At 43.5% G+C, this 18,162-nt stretch carries 16 protein-coding genes and 1 tRNA gene; 3 read left to right on the top strand and 14 right to left on the bottom strand.

Annotated elements, in window-relative coordinates; genetic code table 11:
• Positions 1-14: 14 nt before the first annotated feature.
• The 4 genes from QN079_RS09370 to QN079_RS09385 all read right to left on the bottom strand — a co-directional run bounded on the left by QN079_RS09370 (position 15) and on the right by QN079_RS09385 (position 4,609).
• Positions 15-1,232: a pyridoxal phosphate-dependent aminotransferase gene (locus QN079_RS09370; protein ID WP_005229975.1), complete on the bottom strand. Its 1,218-nt coding sequence runs from the start codon at positions 1,230-1,232 to the stop codon at positions 15-17.
• Positions 1,233-1,399: 167 nt separating this feature from the next.
• Entirely contained in the window at positions 1,400-2,275 is an 876-nt protein-coding gene (locus tag QN079_RS09375; protein ID WP_289229589.1) for an ABC transporter ATP-binding protein, read from the bottom strand.
• 10 nt (positions 2,276-2,285) lie between these two features.
• Positions 2,286-3,500 carry an ABC transporter permease gene (locus QN079_RS09380; RefSeq protein WP_289229590.1) on the bottom strand — a complete coding sequence of 405 codons (1,215 nt, stop codon included), beginning with the start codon at positions 3,498-3,500 and terminating at the stop codon, positions 2,286-2,288.
• Complete coding sequence (locus QN079_RS09385; protein WP_289229591.1) at positions 3,497-4,609, bottom strand: hypothetical protein; 1,113 nt, start codon at positions 4,607-4,609, stop codon at positions 3,497-3,499. The genes QN079_RS09380 and QN079_RS09385 overlap by 4 nt, the downstream gene beginning before the upstream one ends.
• A gap of 191 nt (positions 4,610-4,800) precedes the next feature.
• On the opposite strand from QN079_RS09385, the gene QN079_RS09390 reads away from it, so the two are divergent.
• The 3 genes from QN079_RS09390 to QN079_RS09400 all read left to right on the top strand — a co-directional run bounded on the left by QN079_RS09390 (position 4,801) and on the right by QN079_RS09400 (position 7,983).
• Positions 4,801-4,883: transfer RNA gene (locus tag QN079_RS09390), tRNA-Leu, on the top strand.
• A gap of 405 nt (positions 4,884-5,288) precedes the next feature.
• A complete protein-coding gene (locus QN079_RS09395) occupies positions 5,289-6,515 on the top strand; it encodes an Ltp family lipoprotein (RefSeq protein WP_289229592.1) in 1,227 nt (408 codons plus the stop codon).
• 196 nt (positions 6,516-6,711) lie between these two features.
• The gene (locus tag QN079_RS09400; RefSeq protein WP_123833686.1) at positions 6,712-7,983 is read left to right on the top strand and encodes a hypothetical protein; all 1,272 of its coding nucleotides are present in this window, start codon (positions 6,712-6,714) and stop codon (positions 7,981-7,983) included.
• An 88-nt stretch (positions 7,984-8,071) separates the two neighbouring features.
• On the opposite strand, the gene QN079_RS09405 is transcribed toward QN079_RS09400, so the two are convergent.
• The 10 genes from QN079_RS09405 to QN079_RS09450 all read right to left on the bottom strand — a co-directional run bounded on the left by QN079_RS09405 (position 8,072) and on the right by QN079_RS09450 (position 18,113).
• Positions 8,072-8,299: a hypothetical protein gene (locus QN079_RS09405; protein ID WP_005229963.1), complete on the bottom strand. Its 228-nt coding sequence runs from the start codon at positions 8,297-8,299 to the stop codon at positions 8,072-8,074.
• Positions 8,300-8,363: 64 nt separating this feature from the next.
• On the bottom strand, positions 8,364-9,236 hold the full coding sequence (locus tag QN079_RS09410) for a VOC family protein (protein WP_289229593.1): 873 nt from the start codon (positions 9,234-9,236) through the stop codon (positions 8,364-8,366).
• A 165-nt stretch (positions 9,237-9,401) separates the two neighbouring features.
• Positions 9,402-10,235, bottom strand: a complete 834-nt coding sequence (locus QN079_RS09415; RefSeq protein ID WP_289229594.1) for a sugar phosphate isomerase/epimerase family protein — start codon at positions 10,233-10,235, stop codon at positions 9,402-9,404.
• 149 nt (positions 10,236-10,384) lie between these two features.
• Positions 10,385-11,878: an extracellular solute-binding protein gene (locus QN079_RS09420; RefSeq protein ID WP_289229595.1), complete on the bottom strand. Its 1,494-nt coding sequence runs from the start codon at positions 11,876-11,878 to the stop codon at positions 10,385-10,387.
• A 3-nt stretch (positions 11,879-11,881) separates the two neighbouring features.
• The gene (locus tag QN079_RS09425; RefSeq protein ID WP_289229596.1) at positions 11,882-13,474 is read right to left on the bottom strand and encodes a glycoside hydrolase family 43 protein; all 1,593 of its coding nucleotides are present in this window, start codon (positions 13,472-13,474) and stop codon (positions 11,882-11,884) included.
• Positions 13,471-13,917, bottom strand: coding sequence for a DUF4064 domain-containing protein (locus QN079_RS09430; protein ID WP_289229597.1), 447 nt, complete (start codon positions 13,915-13,917; stop codon positions 13,471-13,473). Before QN079_RS09430 ends, QN079_RS09425 begins: the two co-directional genes overlap by 4 nt.
• Positions 13,914-14,831: a pectinesterase family protein gene (locus tag QN079_RS09435; protein ID WP_289229598.1), complete on the bottom strand. Its 918-nt coding sequence runs from the start codon at positions 14,829-14,831 to the stop codon at positions 13,914-13,916. Before QN079_RS09435 ends, QN079_RS09430 begins: the two co-directional genes overlap by 4 nt.
• Positions 14,792-15,682 (bottom strand): dienelactone hydrolase family protein, encoded by an 891-nt coding sequence (locus QN079_RS09440; protein ID WP_289229599.1) that lies wholly within the window; start codon positions 15,680-15,682, stop codon positions 14,792-14,794. The genes QN079_RS09435 and QN079_RS09440 overlap by 40 nt, the downstream gene beginning before the upstream one ends.
• Positions 15,679-16,995, bottom strand: a complete 1,317-nt coding sequence (locus tag QN079_RS09445) for a glycoside hydrolase family 28 protein (RefSeq protein ID WP_128488409.1) — start codon at positions 16,993-16,995, stop codon at positions 15,679-15,681. Before QN079_RS09445 ends, QN079_RS09440 begins: the two co-directional genes overlap by 4 nt.
• On the bottom strand, positions 16,992-18,113 hold the full coding sequence (locus tag QN079_RS09450; protein WP_289229600.1) for a glycoside hydrolase family 88/105 protein: 1,122 nt from the start codon (positions 18,111-18,113) through the stop codon (positions 16,992-16,994). The genes QN079_RS09445 and QN079_RS09450 overlap by 4 nt, the downstream gene beginning before the upstream one ends.
• Positions 18,114-18,162 lie beyond the last annotated feature (49 nt).

Raw genomic sequence — 18,162 nt, forward strand, 5'->3', positions numbered from 1 at the left:
GCTTTTTCATGTACTTACTTCTGGCGATACGCTGCCAAGAATTCTGTCATTTTTTCAGCAGTCGTTTTTAAATCTTCCATATTAGGAAGGTAGACGATACGGAAATGATCGGGCTGTTGCCAATTGAACCCACCGCCGTGCACCAACAAGATATGGTGTTCATGTAAAAAGTCGAGAACAAATTGTTCATCATTGGTAATGTTAAAGCGCTGAATATCAATTTTAGGAAAAATATAAAAGGCTGCTTTCGGTTTCACTGCTGACAATCCAGGAATATCATTGATTGCCTTGTAGATAAACTCTCTTTGTTCATAGATTCGACCACCTGGCAGCAGCAGCTCATCGGAGCTTTGATAGCCGCCTAATGCAGTCTGGACGATTTGTTGCGATAAAACATTGGAACACAGCCGCATCGATGACAACATATTCAAGCCTTCGATATAGTCTTTGACATTGGACTTATCCCCGCTGAGAACCATCCAGCCAACGCGGAAGCCTGCCACTCGGTGAGACTTAGACAAACCGCCTAGCGTCACAACGAAGCGATCTGGTGCTAGTGTAGCAATCGGTACATGGACATAATCATCCATGACTAAACGGTCATAGATCTCATCGGAGAAAATGATCAAGTCATGCTCACGAGCAACCTCGACGATTTGTTGCAAAACTTCTTTCGGATAAACGGCGCCGGTGGGATTATTTGGATTAATAATGACGATGGCCTTCGTCTTGCTGGTTACTTTGGCTTTGATATCCTCGATATCAGGATTCCAATCTGCTTGTTCATCACAAATATAATGGACGGGTTTTCCGCCAGCTAATGAGATCGAAGCAGTCCACAAGGGATAGTCTGGCATCGGCACGAGCACTTCGTCCCCATTGTTACATAACCCTTGCATACACATCGTGATCAGCTCGGAAACACCATTACCTGTGTAAATATCATTGATGGTCACATCAGGAAATTTTTGTAATTGATAATATTGCTCGATCGCTTTACGGGCCGAGAAAATCCCTTTTGAATCAGAATAGCCTTCCGACTCTCGCACATTCATGATTAAATCTCTAACGATTTCATTTGGGGCTTCAAAGCCAAAGGGCGCGGGATTCCCAGTATTTAATTTTAAGATACTGATGCCTTCTTCTTGCATCCGATCAGCTTCTTCTAAAACAGGGCCGCGTACATCATAACTGACCCCTTCAAGTTTTGACGACTTTGAAAATTTCTTCATATTCCATTTCTCCTTTAACCATAGGTCAACGTCAGGTTATTGGTTCTCGTCGTTGATCTCTTTTCAGATTGAACCTATTATAGCAAAAAAAATTTAACTGTGGCGAAAATTTTTCACCTCTCGGTCGAGAGGGCTTGCCCTGTGTTCATCCACTGAATTTGGTTCATTCAGGAATTTTCAGGAAAATACTTCAAGTACAATTCATTTAACGCCAAATGCCCCACCGAAAAATCAGTGATTCCTGCTGCGATAAAACGTTGCGGCAGCTGCGGATCGCTGATTTCTACTAGATAGATTCGCCCTTGCAGATCGATAGTCACTGTCGTTAACTCTGGAAAAGCCACCAAGAAATCCGCCGAGTCCGTCTTTACATACAACGGTTCATTGATCAACGACTTGCGGCCAAGGTATTCGTGAATGATCTTACCGTCTTTTAAAAACAAGACCCGATCCGCGTAAGAATCTAAATTCGTCAGAATATGCGAAGCGATCACGATCGCTTTCTTTTGCTCCCGCAAGGCTTTCAACACGTTGGAGATCAATTCGACATTTGTCGGATCTAAGCCATTCATCACCTCATCCATCAGCATGTATGGCGTATCTGTCACGATCTGCATCGCAAAACACAGACGTTGCCGCATCCCCAGCGAATAGGTTCCCACTGGGCGTTTGATATAATCGCTCATTCGCAAACGAGCAATCGTTTCTTCCACCAAGCGTTCCTCTGAACGCCAAATTCGCTGATACAGTTTCAAATGCTCGAGTCCGCTTAAATCATTGTACAAATCATTTTGGTCAGGAAAAAATGAAATTTGTTGATGCGCTGCCACTTCTGATTTTTTGGTCACATATACTTGACTGCCGTTTAAAAATACTGCGCCTTCATTCGGCTGGATGAAATTCATCGCCACATTCAGTAGCGTGGATTTCCCAGTGCCGTTAGGGGCGACTAACCCGACGATCTCCCCGGGAGAAAAAGCAACGGAAAGTTGATCCAATACTTTTCTCGTATACGTGACAGTCACATTTTTCAGTTCTAACATATCGTTCCTCCTATGCCAAATGAAATTTTTTGCGTTGGATCGTCAAAAAGAAACACAATTCGATCAGAAGCCAAACCCCGCCTAATAAAAGTAAGCCTTTCTCCATCGTAAATCCTGCAGAACCAAAGTAAAAGCGTGTCCAGCCTGAAAGGACTTGTCCCACATTTTGATACAGATAGACATACAGCGTTTTATCAAGGTAGGCACTAAACCAGCGCCGTTGGAAAAGAAAGGGCGAAAGCAAACAAAAACCAGCCACAAGCAGATTAATCAGCTCTGAGCGAAACAGGGCACTGAACAGCAAGATGCCGCGACAATAAAGAAATTGCAAGAAAAGCGTTGCAAGAAAACATTGACTTAAAAAAAGACCGATGGCTTGTGTTTCAAAAGCATTGAAATCTGTGATCGGGTAGCGGGCATCAAAGGACGATGATAAAATCGTGACTGGCAGTTCCATGGAACCAAAGCCGAATTGAATACCAGAGCCAAACCAGATAAAGAACATGGTTCCTAGCGTTGCGATTGCAGAACCAACCATCAACGCTGCCGTTTTGCTCCAAAGGATCTCTTCTGTCGATAATGGCAGTGAAAGAAACAGAGATTTATGTCTTCGTTCTTTTGGTAAACAATCGATCGCCAAAAATAAAGAAACAGCAATTAATAGAATCGGTAAATATTCAGTAAAGCTTCGCTGTAATGCTTGCACCCCCGTTTTTTGCTCCATGACTGCTTGAGAGAGTTTGCTATTGGGCAGCTGGCTAAAAGCCTCCATCAGTTTTGCGGTTGATGCATAGCCGAAGCGCCCGTCATACCCAGCATAGTAATTTCGAAACGTGTAATAATCAGGGGTATAAAATATATTTCGTTCATCGGTAAATTGCAAAGCGAGATGATACCAAGTACTTGTGCTTTGTGCGTATGCTTGCCAGTCTTTCTCGGCTAGCGCGTCGAGCCGTTGTTTTTCTGCTTCATTCCATGGGGTAAACATTTCGACTGCCATGAATGCCGACCAATGGTCAGAGGGATTGGCTGCTTGTTGATCAAGAAAATCTTGTCGCACGGTATAGCGTTGTTGCATTTCTGTTTTATCTACTCGTTCAATTGGGCGAAAGTCTCTTTGCCAAAAACTGTAAACGCCGCTGTAGATCAGCAGCAAGCAAAAAAGGCCAATGGTTTTCTTGCTTTTTAACAGCTGGCGTAATTCAAAGAAAAAATAGTCTTTCATCCTTTACCTCCTCTCAACAAGCGATTCTGTTTATCCGCAACAAGCATGATGCTTAAACAAAGGAAGATCCACACTAGCGTCAGCATCCAACTGGCATAGACGCCCCAAGAAGTGCCGGAGCCCAAAGCAAAGGCACCCGAATAAAATTTATCCATAGCAGCTAGATGAACTGGTAATATAGGGATCTTTTGCAGCATCGGAATCAAGCCGAATCCATAAAAAAGCACCAATAAAAAGAAAGAGACGTATCGATTGGCTGCGACCATGTTCATGACAAAACCTAAGCATTCGATCAAACCAATCAGCAAGGCAAAAGAAACCATACTAGATAAAACGCTCTGCCAAAAAGGTAAGGCTACCCAATCCCCACTGAGATAAACGGCTATTGGATACTGCCAATCCCCGAACTCCCCCAGAAGGCTCATTGAAAGAAAGACGCCTAAGAAAAACACGAGCAAGATTCCTAAATTGGTGATCGTTTTGACAAAAACCTTACTGACCATCCGAATCGGGAAAATCTGTGGGTATGAGCGGATCAAGGAGAAGTGTTCTCTTTCTTCTAATAAATTGTCACTAGCAAAAAAAGCCCAGAAGAAGAACCCAAAATTCAGTAAAAACGTTATTGCCAAAGCGACAGCCGTCTGGGTATTAGCAGCCGTGAGAACCGGATCTTTTTCTTGCTCGTCTAAGGCTTGATAGACCGTCTGCTCTTGTTCGATCGACCACATCGGCGGTAAAAAGGCTTTGTCATCAACTGCAGACGCCCAAATCTGCTTTTTTAGCTCCGCCATTTGAATACTCGTTTGATTAAATCGTTCATATTCCTCCATAATCAAGTTGGACAGCTGCCGTGAGGTCAGAGTATTGTTATCAAGTAATAGCTGATATACCTCTTGCTCATCCGGTGAACCAGATTGATTGGCTTGGTAGCGATCAACAAGCCGTGAAGCCTCCGCTTTTTCTGCGGTAATGGTAGCGGGCAAGTTGACAGGTTCCATCAGTTTCAAATAAATGGAAAAACAGCAGCCTAAACTAATGGCACCAATGAGTAGGAAGATGAATGTTTTCTGCTTAACAGCTTTTACCAGTTGGTTTTTAAAATAGTTCATTTGCTCTCCTCTCAAAAAAATTATTCATTCTTTTAGCATACCTTTTATGGAAAAAAATGCAATCTAAAGTCTGAAAATTCTTTCAAATAGCATTTGGAAAAGTTATTGACAAACCTGCTGAAAATCAGGTAAGATATTTTCTAGACGCGGCGTGACAGAACTACCTTAGCCTGCGTTTCCTTATAGTATTTGCGGAAATGACGGAATGGCAGACGTGCAAGATTGAGGGTCTTGTGAGCAATCGCTCGTGTGGGTTCAAATCCCATTTTCCGCATCCTTACAGCTTCCCCATTGTGGGAAGCTGTTTTTTGTTTGCACAAAAGATCCCCCCTGGCGATCCTTCAATGAATTCCCTTGATCGCTTTGATCTTGAGTACCTACTCCTCAAAAGTTGATAGTAACCTTCCTTTCCCTAAATATAAAAAATTCAATAAAAATCCTTTTATCATTGCATCTAGTGATATTTTTCATATAAAATGAATAATATAACGGCTATTCATAAAATTTAGTTCGATGTTCCGTTTTTTCTTATTAGCGTATCAGAAACAATTGCTTGAATGAACTTGTGATGGAAATCTTTTCAACATTTTTTCCATTCACCTGCCCTCCTCCTTCCCCCAGATGAACCAACCTCTGCCGACCGTTTTCTCAGTTACTTTCGATAGAAAGAAGGAGTCTAATGAAAAAAAGAATACTGATCACCCTATTGTCATTCGTTATTTTGCTTATCGGCTGCACGAAGGCAGATGAAGAACTGTCAGAGACCGTTGCGCTTGGCATCGACGCACGACTGGAATATACAAACCAGTCCGGAACGGGTTGGGCCTATTATCAACCAGCGACCTTAGAATTGCTGATTGCCGGCAGCCAAGCCGAACTGGCTATTTTGGAAGAACTTGATTCTTCCGACGAAGACCTTCAGCAATTGATCAGCCACACGATTGATTTGATGGCAACCGCTGAACGAGCGTTAGTGGAGCGTCGGATCGATGTCCCTGCTTGGTTTGCCGCTCGCATTGGTCGCAGCCAAGCCCTTGCTGCAATCCATGAAAAAAGTCCGATCATCCTCAGTAATCAAGACAACCTCGACAGTCTACTAGAGGTAGCAAACGAAACGATTCCTGAAGCCGATCCGCGGGAAAAGCTGGGGCTTTTGGCAGACGATATCGAGCAGCTTCAGCAGCTCACAGAAGATGCGCTTACTCTTCATCGCACAATCGAACTTGACGATGGACTCACTGCCACCGTTTACCACACAAGCGAAACGAATGTTGACGTCTTCGTTTTTGCGATGCCCGATGAGGAGTACGCATCTGGGTTTACTGTTCTTAATCGGGAAACTGCCGACGAGCAAAAAGCTGCTTTCTATGAAACGATTTTACGAGCGCTCGCCGTAAATATTCCTCGTGAATCGTTGATGTTTATGAATCGATTCGATCAATCTTCTGATGAACATCAGCTGGCGGTGATGACCTATAGCTTTGATCATGACATTGATCAAGACATGGTTACTACCGTGTATCAACAGCTTCAAGAAGCAAACGCCAAACAAGAAGCAGCTTCGGCTTTGCAGCAAGAGCAAAACAAGGACGAACAAACTCAGACCGAGAATAAAGGATCTTCAGAACAAAGACGAGCAATCGCTCGTGCCGAATCCTTTACGAACCTCATGGCTTTCTCACGTGCACGATTGATACAACAATTAGAATTTGAAGGGTTTACCCATAATGATGCACAATGGGCAGTTGATCAGCTCACGATTGATTGGAACGAGCAGGCGTTGAAGAAAGCAAATAGTTACCATTCCTTGATGAGTCTTCCTCCTGACAACATTCGCCGGTTATTGACTTTTGAAGACTTTTCAGAAGAACAAATCGACTACGCGATGACAAACATAGGTAACTAAAAGCTAGCGAAGAAAAGGGCATCGCGATGCCCATATGCTGTTGTAGTGACCCCAAAAAGTTAGGTTTTTTGGTCTAACTTTGGGGGTCAGTTGATGTCCCTTATATTGTGGCTATGTTTATACCCAAGAAAGTGCTCTGATGCGTTCATTCGTACAAATTGGCGAGGTTTACTAGAGTCTCACGAGGAGGAGAAAAATGAAAAAACAAGTTTTGTTGCCTTTATTACTAATACTGTCCCTGATTTCAGGATGTGGGACGATAAATTCAGCAAGCCCTGAGGAACTTTCTGAGCGCATCGGTGCAGCTTTAGATGCTGGTTGGGAACATACCTATCATGCAGAAAATCTTACTTATGATTTAAGTATTGAAAATCTCGAACTGATGATTCGAGGCAAAGAAGCAGAATTGGCCTTTCTAGACCAGGTCAATAGCAACTCAAAACACAAGGCGGCATTCATTGAAAACACGGAAACAATGATCGCACTCGCTCAAGAAGCGATCGAAGCTCGCTATCTGGATATGCCCAGTTGGGTTGCCGCTCGCAATGGCCGTATCGAAGCCTTACTTGCCATCCATGAGGAAAGCCCGATCATCGTCAGTAGACGAGCAAAATTGCAAGAATTATTCAACGAATACGAAGAGGATTTGGCACTAGTGACCGCTGGAGCAAACAATCCACTTGCCGATGAAGAAGAAATCAATGAAGATACACGAGAAAAGCTTGGTTTGACACCTGATACACTTGAACACTTACACCAACAAAGCGATGACCAAGAAATCGAGTGGCAGAGTGCGATTGATTTGGCGAACGGTGTGACCATGAATGTCTTTTCAACAAAATATGAGCCAGTGGGGATTCTCACATTTACGAATGCTGGTGAGACCTACCCTTCCGCAATCACTTTGTTTAATGGACAAACGACGGAAATCGTTCCCGAGATAATGACTCCTTACGAAGCCGTTTCCGCTTATTTTTACGAAATTGCCGATGCTGTTTATGAAACGATTCCATACGGTTATCGATTTCTGGTTGAATCACTATGGCTTGAACTGGAAAACGACAATCGTTTTCAATTCAGAACCTACGTGTTTGATAACGAAGTGACCGAGGAAACGATTTTAGCAGGGTTTCATCTCGCCCCGACTGTAGCAGCACGCTATGAGCGCGAAAACAATGCGACAGAACGAGAACTTGAAGCCTTTTTCCTCGTTAGAGCGCAAGGAAATCGTCGCTTTTATTCAAAACAAGAGATGGCAGAACTGTTAGAAACAGAAGGTTTTACTGCGGAGGAAACACAATGGGCACTAGAAACCCTAGATGTAGATTGGTATCGCCATGCTTTAGGACGCGCCAATCAATCCCGTCGGGTGTTAGGGATCCGTCAAAGAAATATGGCTGCTCATCTTGAAGGGAACGGCTTCTCACCTGATGAGATCGAATTTGCGATTGAAAACATGGAAAATTAATATGTAGGGGACGAGACCCCATTTCCCATTTTGTCTTAGCTTAAACAAAAAACCGACCAATCTTCCTGTTTAAGATTGGTCGGTTTCTTTATTTTTTGGTTTTGATTGGTACCATGGCTTTGCGCCGATGCTGCTTCATTATTGCTTGAAGACCATAGACACCAACTCCGATAATTCCTGCAAAAGCCGAAAAAGCAATAAAAATCACAGGAGACGCCCCACTTTCTATTAATTGTTTCCCTTGGACAAAGAAAAATAAGCCCATGCTGATCAATAATGCTAGAAATAGTGATTGTCCCGCCCCGTTTTTTTTCATGCTTGCTCTCCTTTTACTTGATTATAAGTTATTCTCTCATTTCATGAATGAAAAAACCTCCATCTTAAGGCTGATTCTTTCTTTCGATGATCAGATTGATCCCATTCGGATCAGTCAAATGCAAGCGGCTGTCTGTTTCTAACTCATACGAAACGCCACTTGCCTTTAGATGACTTCGTAACGTAGAAAAAGCCAAAGCTGGCAATACGATCGTAAAGTACGCTAAGCCTAGATCCTGTTCTTCCATAGCTGGAACATTTCTTCCCATCCAAATATTCGATCCGATATGGTGATGATACGCACCAGCAGCAAAAAACTTTGCTTGGCTACCAAAATCTGAAGTCAAACGCATGCCTAAAACTTCTGTGTAGAATTCTTCTGTTTTTGCCAAGTCCGCCACTTTCAAATGGACATGCCCCACCGTGGTGCCAGCTGGAAAGGTCGTTTGAGATCGGTCAGCGGCTCCCAGCACGCCTTGCGCGTCCATTTCGATAGTAACGCCTACGATCTCACCATCTGCTCGAATATCCCATTCACTCATCGGTTTGTCACGATACACCTCGATCCCGTTTCCTTCTGGGTCGGTCAGGTATAACGCTTCACTATATCCATGATCGCTGGCACCATCCAGGGGAGCTTTGGTTTCCAAATAATGAATCAGCATATTTCCTAGGTCTTTACGGCTAGGCAAAAGAAACGCCGTATGGAAAAGGCCTGTTTTCCGTGTCAAAGGCAACGGATCACTCACCTTCTCTAGAACTAAAAGCGCTTGCGCTCCCACGCCTAATCGCGCGTGATCTACACTTTGCTCCAATAAAGTCAGGCCGATCACGTCCGAATAAAACTGGCTCATTTTTTCTATGTTTGCTACTTTTAAAACGACTTTGCCAATTGCGGCTGCTGCATCGATTTGATAGGTTGATTGAATCATTTTCATCGCTATTTCCTCTTTTCTAAACAGTTAAATTCACTTGTACCTTTAAGTATAACACTAACTTTTAGTAAGTAAATAAATCTGCTTGTTGAGGAAAGGACTCCGTGATCTTCCGTGATTCCTAGAAATAAAGCATTTCCTCATCAGTCACAATCAAAGACAACTCGCTCACTTTTTCAGTGCTTCAATCAGTGAAATGGCTGGCTGCAACGCTTCTTCGGTCGTCCCTTCTAACACAACATAGCAATATGGCTTGTATTCAGCGGTGATGGCCAATAGTTGTTGATAATCAATCATTCCTTCTCCCAATGGGACTACCTTGATTTTCCCATCGATTACTTGATAATCTTTCAAGTGCAAGCAAACGATGGCATCGCCAAAGCGAGAAAAAGCTTCCCTTGTCAAAGCGACTTGCTCTTGATAGTTCTTCGCAGTAATCAGATTGGTTGGATCAAAGATGATCCCTAAATAGTCAGAGGGTACCCGTTCCAGCAATTCTTGGATTCGGTCGATCGATGATAGTGGATGATTCAAGCCCGCTTCAATTCCTAGCATCACTTGATGTCTCTTAGCCACTTGGACCAAACGCTTGATCACCTGAACCAAATCATCGAAAACGACGTCACTAAAATTTTCCTCGGTATACCCCATATTTGGCAAAACCGAACCAGTTTCACTTGCGACCATAGCTGCATCAAAATATTTGGCATGTGCGAGATAGGTCTCGAATCTGGATAAAATCGCTTCCCGTTTTTCCAGATCAGGATGGATCAGATTACAATAACAACTTAATAAAGCGACCTGAACGTGAGATTGACCAAAAACTCGTTTGAAAAAGCGGCCTAAACCAGGGCTTAATTGCTCTGGCTCTGCCCATTGTGGGAAGGATTTATTTAATGCAAATTGAATGTTATGAATGTTTTTGGCGGCAATTTTTTGCGCTAATTCTTCTGGGGACCCATAATTCTTTAAATCATGCCCCCGAACAGTTAGTTGAAACATAGCTTCTCCTTTCTTCACTGCTTTTGAAGCAAAAAGAAGACCAAGCAGCGAATCACTTCAACTGGTCTTGGTCTTCAAATCTTTCAGCAGTAGCGGCTCCTCACTTCATCCATTTCTTCTCAATAGATGATCAGAACCTTTTGTGACCTTTATTGTTGTGAACGATAGTCTTCCGTGAACTCGTCAATGATTTGCTGTCCACCATTTCTTAAGAAGGTTTCGATCGCTGTATCAAACCCATCGATCTCGATTTCCCCAGTCATATATTGGTAGTAAGCGTCTGAGATTCCTTCAATCAAGCTTGACCATGAACGATCATAGGTTTCAGAGGTCAGCGATTGTGCAGGATTGATCACCGCAAACTCTTCATTTTCGCGAATCTTTTCATTGGCTAAGTTGACATATGGGTTGCTTGAAGGGAAAACTGTTACTAATTCTGATGGACGAGACGAAGAAAATGGTTGTACTTCTTGTTGCCACTTCGTATCATCTAAACGGACACAGACACCCTCATCATCAATTTCATAATGGACCCCTTCGATCCCTTGCGTCATCAACGTAAACGGCTCTTCGTCCATCAAATCATTGATAAATTTCAAAACAACACGTAAGTCTTCTTCGGTTTCAACATTGTTTTTCGGAATGGCTAACCAGCCGCCCATTCCACCATTGGTATCAGAAAGGATACGACGTTCCACATTTTCATGGACGATATCATTAATCAAGACCCATTCCATATGCTCTTCATCAGTACCAGCTGCATCATCAATGTAGTTACGTACTTCTTGCAAACCACTCAATACGATCCCACCACGACCTTGAACGATATAGTTCTTCTGATCATTTTTCGCCATTACCGCAAAATCAGAATTCATCCAGCCGTTATCATAGATATTACGGAACCATTCCATTGCTTCTTTGTATTCTGGTTGCATAAAGGATGGTATCACCTCATCATCATCCGTGATCGTAAACCAATTGTCTGCACCAAAGTAACCTGAAAGTGAACGGAACCCAACGTTAAAGGATTCATCACGCTCTACGAAACCAACCGTATCATCCGCACCGTTTCCATCTGGATCATCTTCCGTAAAGGCTTGGGCGACAGCTGCTAATTCTTCTAATGTCGATGGCACGTCTAATCCTAAATTATCCAACCAATCTTTTCTGACAAGGACGCCATAACGAGCGATCGGTTTTAAAAACGGAACGCCGTAGATTCGACCATCAATTCGAGAAGACTCTAACCGATCTTCGGAGATTTCTGCCAAATTCGGGAACTCTTCTAAATAGGGTTCCACATCCCAGAACATTCCAGATGCGAGTGAGCTGCGGACGGTTGTGTTATTGATTTCTGTCAGACTAACGATATCTGCTAAAGAATTCGACGCCAATGCTGCATTCAAGCGTTCTGTTTTTGAAGCATCTGGCACCCACGTAAAGTCGATCTCGACCCCTGTGTATTCTTCTAACTTTTGCGTGACATCTCCAGATGGTGGGGAAGCAGTATGTAGCATCGCCATCCACGAAATACTTGATTTCCCTTCGCTTTCTGGTCCTTCAGGTGAACCTCCACCATCGCCGCAGCCTGCTAAAAACAGTCCAGCACATAATAATAAACTTGCAACTTTCAACTTTTTCATTTGTTAACCTTCTTTCTCTATTTTTAGGGAGCCATCATCGAGCGGATCTTTCCCTTGATACGTAAAATATTCAAAATCGGCATAGCTTTTGCCAAAGTGATCTAAATCATGGGCACTGATTCCAATGAAATTCCCCGTAAAACCACCAGACAAGAACTGGATGTTTTGCTTTTTAAAGGGATGCCACGTTTGTGATTGCCGATAGAACCATTGGGCTTCTAGATAAGAACCGACTACTTTCAATCCGATCGGCTCACTTGCAGCAGCGAGGGGCAATTTATCTGGGAACAAGTGAAATTCTCCTTCACAACACCGCAGCATCCGAAGGACCTTGTCTTCTTTTTCATCATAGGTTACGTAGAAAAACAAATAGTTTTCTTCATTTAAGAAAAGCGACAATCCAGCCATCTGATTGAACGATTGGGGGTGGTATCCCATCACTGTTTCAGCTTCAAAACAAAAGTCTTGTTGACGAATCGCCAATAAGTGCTTATGAAAGTTCGATTGCATCGATTCTCCGCCGATCAATCGCAAATACCCTGGTCGCTCACTCAGATTGCACCACTCTTCATTGGGCAGCAATCGTCTACCGTTCCATGCTTTTTGCAACGATCCTTTAAAGTCATCAATAAAAACAGCAGGTGATGCCCTTTGCTTCTGAGCGTCGCTAGCGAGCCTGATGGTTTGATCTGGGATCGTATCGTTATTGCTAAGACGCAGCCATCCTTCGTGATCCCAATAGACAGTTTGGAGTGCTGTCTCTCGTCCAAGGATCGCTGCCCCTTCTACTGGCCGAGTCATCAAATAGCTCATGACCCATTCTCCTGATGGCGCAATCGTCAAACTGCCATGACCTGTACATTGAAAAGGGGAATCTTCGCGCTGATAGGCACGCATCATGGGAAAATGCGGATCTACTTCATAAGGTCCAGTGATGGTTTTACTACGACAAACTGTTACCGCATGACCTGCACCCGTTCCTCCTTCTGCCGTCAGTAAGTAATAACACTCATTATGGTAATAAAGATGCGGTGCTTCAGTCTTCGCCAGCTGGGTTCCAGAAAAAATTGGCACTCTGTCACCGATCAAGCGGCCTTGTGCTTCAGAGTATTCTTGGAGCACGATCCCCACCGATTTATTTGGTGTATCCTTACGATAATCCCAAAGCGCATTCAATAACCAGATACGCCCCTCTTGATCATGAAACAAGGACGGATCAAAGCCACTACCATTTAAGTAAATGGGCTCACTCCATGGCCCATGAATGGTAGGAGCCGTGATGAGATAGTTTCGACAGTCTTTGAAGGGGCGTGTCGTGTTGCGAACATTTGTATAGACACAATAGTATTGTCCGTTTGCGTAACTGATTTGCGGTGCCCAAATGCTGCAATTTGCTGCGTTGCCTAATAAATCCACTTGATTGGTCAGAATATCTGTTTCATGGGACCAATTAACTAGATCTTGAGAACAGTAGACCCGAATTCCTGGCAACCACTCAAAGGAAGAAACCGCTAAATAATAAGTATCCTCGACTTTTAAAATACTCGGATCAGGATGAAACCCTCTTAAAATCGGATTATTGATTATTGCCTTCATGCAACCCCTCCTTGTTTGCTGACTGCGTCCGTTGTTTTTTTCTTGTGTCCGTCATCGCGATGGAGAAAACAAAAACCCGCCGCTAAAAAGAAACAAAAGGCAATCGGAAAAGCGATCATTTGACTACCAATCAATGTCACGACACCAGTCAAAAAATAAATAGCACAAGATTGCTTTCGATAATTACGATAGCGAACAAGCATCGTCGCCACTGAAACCAATATCAGGAGTGCCACCAGCGTGAAGCCAAACCAAGCGCCGAGTGTTTGAAATTGCGCCAATGCTGCTTCTGCCGTCATTTGATTCAGTATAGTGGGAAACGCACGTTGAAAGATCTCATCGAACTGCTGGACAGTCATTTGATTGATCGCCAAGGAAAAGCCGCCCATCAACACCAGAGCGAGAACCATCCCGATCCAGCCAGACCATTTTGCCTTGCTCATTTTTCTATCACTCCTTCAAGAGTCACCCATTCAGGACGTTGGGGACTTGTTTGGTAACAACACATTCGCTCCGTGAATGTGACCGTTTGGTGGCTTGCTGTTTTTCCCCAATCAGACCATCCGCAAGGGGCGAGCTGTTGATCAAAGCAGCAGGATAAAAAGGTGACTTTGGCGTCATTACGCCAAGGACGGCCTAAATAATAGACTTTGTGCCCTGTCACTCGGCACCGATCGAAGGTTAACCCGCTTGCTTGTTTGCTAGTTGAGGCAGCAGTAACGTAGTTCGTTTGTGGTGTATTTTTACAATGCAAGCGACACTCTTCAAAGGTGGCGGAACCACCGCCAAAAATAAAATCGACTGTTCCACTGATTCTGCAATGCAAAAACAAACTCTGTTGTTGGTCAAAGATTGTCTTTCGCCAAGGACTGATCATTGGTTCGCCTTCTTTGGTATATTTTGGCAATGGACCCAGGCACAAGGTATCTTGAAAAGCATCGAGATGACAGCGTTCGAAGCGAATGTCATCCCCTTCGATATAGACGGCAACTGCTTGCCCGACTGCTTGCCCATACCCTGCGTCATTGATGATGGTCAGGTTTTTTACAAAGACTTCTCGGCTATTGATAAAGAGCGTCGCTGTTTGAAACGTTCCTCTTTTTTGCCCTTTTTCATCGGTTTGCTCGGCAGCCAAGTGGTAGCATAAGAACGTGTTAGGTTCCGCGATCAACGTAAGCTGGTTTTTATAAATTTTCACCTGTTCTTGATACACGCCAGAGGCGATCGTGATTTCACAAGGTGCTTTTAAGGCTTCAGCAGCCAGCACGGCTGCTTGGATACTCGTAAAATCACCCTTTTGCGGCTCTTTACTAACCTTTAGCTTGATAGGAGGTGCTGTTTTAGAAATTCGATCCACTGCGCTCTCATCTCCTTGGTTTCTTCATGACCGCCTGGCAAGCAACACGCCTGCCAATGCTCCTTGTAGCCTATTGCTTCATAATGCTGCCCGATCTGCTGATCCAAACGAGCGACGCCGCTTGAGGGGCAGCCACGATCCTCTTTGCCAACCAAACTCAAACGCGGGCGTGGTGCGATCTGTTTTTGGATCGCCGCAGTCGTAAAGTCTTTCAACACATTAGGAACATAATAGTAAAACCCATGTTTGCTTAGACAGTCCTCTTCGATCAATGCTTGATAGTCCACTTGTGCTGCCATGTCCACCACCACTGATATCCGTTCATCAAGTGCTGCCAACCACCAGCTCATCAAGCCGCCCATAGAAAGTCCCAATGTGGCGATAGCGGACTGTTTCACTTCTTTACGGGAAGCAAGATAGGTCAAAAACTGTTGATTGTCATAGATTCGTTGTCCCCATAATGTTTTGCCTTGCAACAAAAACCGCTTGTAGCTATCATTCTCACCGTTTTTTCGTTCGCCAAAGCCCCACATGTCGATCACCCCAACGGCGACGCCCAACTTCATAAATGTAGCGAATAGGCTTTCTTTTTGCATATAACACGGACTTTGTCGCAGTTCTTCTTTCCCCCTCGTGAAGTCGCCGCCATGAGAATGATTGAACAAAACGAGTGGAACAGGTTGCTGAGAGCTAGGATAAGCAAAGTATGCAGGGACATCCTCTTCTTGATTTAATCGTAGAAGTAAATGTTCCAAGGTATAATTTTTCACTTGCTCTTTTGTTTGCTGAACCACTTGTGGTGCAACTTTCATATCAGGACCTAGCAGCTGAAGTAACTGAGGATCCCTCACAAAAAATCTCCTTGAAATGCCAGAGGCTGACGATTCTCAAATGATTGTGTGACGGAGATTTCCCGACTATTCTCGATATGGAACGCTTCAGTTACGCCTTCCAAATTGATACGATCAAACTGAATATTCCGTCCACAGCCAATATAAAAGCCTTGTTTTGTCATCTCTTCGATACCTGTCATCATTGCAGGCTTTCCTGGAATTGGGTGTTCAGCCATAGAGACAGCAATATCTTGGAAAGTGATATCTGAAATAAATTGTTCAGCCAAGCCATAAACAAATCCAGCGGCCGCATGAACATTCCGAGCCGAGATATTTGCAAAATGGATTCTCCGAAAATGAGGGGTTTCCTCGGTGATCGGGTACGGATTTTTATCCCAAACATACTTTTCTTTGCCTTTCGGTCCACAGAAATAGTAAAGATTTAAAGTGAATGGACAGATAACATTATCCATCACAATGTTATTCACTCGAATATCTTCGATCGTTCCGCCACGTCCCCGACGGGATTTCAACCGAATCCCACGATCGGTATCTTGAAAAATACAATTACTGATGGTGACATTACGAATATCGCCGCTCATCTCACTACCTAGAACGACTGCCCCATGCCCATGAAGCATATGGCAATTTACGATCGTGATATTCTCACAAGCGACCCGTTCTTTGGTGTCCTCCGTTCCTGATTTGATGGCGATACAATCATCACCAACATCGATATGACAGTTACTGATGCGGACATTTTTACAAGATTCAGGATCGATCCCATCCGTATTTGGCGAATCCGCTGGATTTTTGATGCGAAGATTATCGATCGTTAGATCTTGGCAAAGAATCGGATTGACGGTCCAACTTGGTGAATCGACAAGACGGATATCTTTCAACGTAATTTGCTGGCAAGAGTCAAAACTGATCAATTTAGGTCGTGGATAAGCAAGTTGTTCACGGTTTTCCCGAAAGGTCTTCCACCATCTTTGCCCTTGTCCATCAAGCATTCCTAATCCTGTGACAGCGATATTTTCCGCATTCTCGGCATATAAACAAGAGGCATAAACTTCCCGTTTGACCCCTTCCCAGCGAGACACGACGACGGGATAGTCTTTGGGATCATCAGAAAATACTAAGGTCGCTCCCAATAGTAGGTGCAGTTCAATATTACTTTTTAAAAAGAGCGCTCCTGTCGGATAGCGTCCTGCGGAAAAAGTGATTCTGCCTCCTCCTTGTTGATGCAATTCATCAATTTTTTCTTGAATCGCTTCTGTCAACAGACCTTCTTTTTCTTGTAAATCAGCTGTAGTCAATTGGATATTCATTTCTTGCTTCCTTCCTCCGTTAGTGGTTGTAGCAGTAAACTCGCTTGTAAAAAGGCACCGTATCCTTTGAAATCATTCGTGATAACGGGTTCACTGATATAGTAAACAAACGTACCATCTCGATCATCTGGTCCACCAAGACCAGCAACTTCACAGTTTCTGATCAGATTCAACCAGCCTTCTTTTGTTAAAAAGACAAACTCATCAAGCAATCCTTGATAGGTCTCTTGGGCAAACACTTGCCATTTTTGATCGATGATCCCTGCTTTGACTGCTTTCGCTGTTGCGTAACAAATCATTGAAGAAGCGGATGCTTCTAAATAATTCCCACGCTCACTGCCTTTATCTAAGACTTGATACCACACTTTTTTCTGGGGATCTCTTACTTTAGCAAGAGCTTCTAGACAGGAGACAAACATTTTTTCTAATGGATTCTTCTGCTCTGATTCCCCTAATAGCACCATCGTATCTGCGAGTGCCATCATGAACCATCCCATTGACCGTCCCCAGAAATTTTTTGAACAACCGGTCTCAGGATCTGCCCACGGCTGGACTTTTTGTTCATCCCACGCGTGATACAAAAGACCCGTTTTTCGATCTAGGGTATGAGTAAAGCATAAGGTGAATTGCTTGATTACATCTTCCAATGCTTCTTCTTTCTCAAATGTCAGTGCGTATTCTGTTAGAAATGGGGCCCCCATATATAAGCCATCTAACCACATTTGATAAGGATAGATTTTTTTATGCCAGAACCCGCCTTCGCTTGTTCTTGGCATCTGCTGTAATTGTTGATACAGCGTGTCCAAGGCGATCTTGTATTTTGAAGCACCTGTTTCTTTGTATAGTAAGAATAAACATTTGCCATTATTGATGTAATCGATATTCATCGCATCCATCTGATAGTTTTTGATACGACCGTCTTCGTCAATATAAAAATCCATCGTGTTTTGGATATAATCGAAATAGCGTTTGTCACCAGTTTGCTCATAGGCTTCTTTCACGCCTTGTAAAACGACTCCGATGTCATAGGACCATTTTCCGTGATAAATTTTTTCTTTGCATAAGTAGTCATAGCGCTCAAATAATGTGTTCAAAGCAATTTCCGAATAGTTCTTCATGTACGATACTTCCTTTTATTGTAGTCTCCTCAATTCATAGAGCTATTTG

Source organism: Enterococcus sp. FZMF, from assembly GCF_030263915.1.
In the GTDB taxonomy this organism is placed as follows: Bacteria; Bacillota; Bacilli; order Lactobacillales; family Enterococcaceae; genus Enterococcus_D; species Enterococcus_D casseliflavus.